Origin of the sequence: Hallella bergensis DSM 17361 (genome assembly GCF_000160535.1) — a bacterium.
Classification (GTDB): domain Bacteria; phylum Bacteroidota; class Bacteroidia; order Bacteroidales; family Bacteroidaceae; genus Prevotella; species Prevotella bergensis.
Genome location: NZ_GG704799.1, coordinates 1 through 1,011, shown reverse-complemented (window position 1 = coordinate 1,011; position 1,011 = coordinate 1). Strand labels below are relative to the sequence as shown.

The 1,011-nt window shown below is 53.4% G+C and carries 1 protein-coding gene; it reads left to right on the top strand.

What is annotated here, in order from left to right; genetic code table 11:
• Nucleotides 1-1,011 (top strand): cytochrome c biogenesis protein CcsA (gene ccsA / locus HMPREF0645_RS12860; protein WP_007175500.1); only part of this gene is annotated, 1,011 nt, incomplete at both ends.

Below are 1,011 nucleotides of genomic sequence, written 5' to 3'. Positions count from 1 at the left end.
TCATGCCGCAGATATACCGACCATCAATGCCGAAAAAGCCAAAAAGGTGGCACGTTACCAGGTGGTTTACAACGACAGGGTGGCACCTCTCAACACCGTGGCCACCGATTTTCTACAAAAAATATATGGCCGACACAGTTACAAAGGGCTGTCGGCCGAACAGGTACTCTACGGTTGGATAGCACGACCAGAGGTTTGGAAGAGCCAGCACTTTATCCAGATCAAGCACGCTCCGCTACGCAAGCGGCTTGGCATAACGAGTGAGTACGCCGCCATGGAAGAACTTTTCAGTGCCGATGGCAAATACAAACTCATGCCAATGGTGCATGAAGAACAAAAACATGATGCCATGGGCAAGGCCATCAGAGAACTTGACGAGAAAGCCGGACTCATACTCATGCTCACGAGCAACACGCTTTTCACTCCCATCGCCCCCTCATCGCCCCACCTCAGCGATGCCTGCGTAGAAGCAGAGATTGTCTACAACAAGATTCCAGCCACCAAGATACTCTTTATCGTCAACCTTGCCATGGGCTTCTTCAGCTTCTTTCTCTTCATGGCCAACATCTCCTTCGAGCGTTGGCAGCGTGCGAGGCGCATAGCACAAGTTGCCAGTGTAGGTGTCTTTGGCGCATCATTCACGTTTGCCCTGCTCGTATACGCCCTGCGTTGGTACGTGGGGGGACGTGTGCCGTTGAGCAATGGCTACGAAACCATGCTGCTCATGGCTATTCTGCTCATGGCTATCACCCTGACGATGCACCGTCGGTTCCCCTACCTTTTACCTTTCGGGTTCCTATTATCGGGCTTCACCCTTCTCGTGAGCCATTTAGGCTCGATGAACCCCCAAATCACACCGCTCATGCCCGTGCTCCACTCTCCCCTACTCAGCATACACGTCAGCGTCATCATGGCGGCCTATGCGCTGCTGGCACTCATGGCCATACAAGGTGCGTTCGCCTTATGGCTCATGCGCGAAAAATCATCGGAGCAGCGGTGCGCGCTCATCGA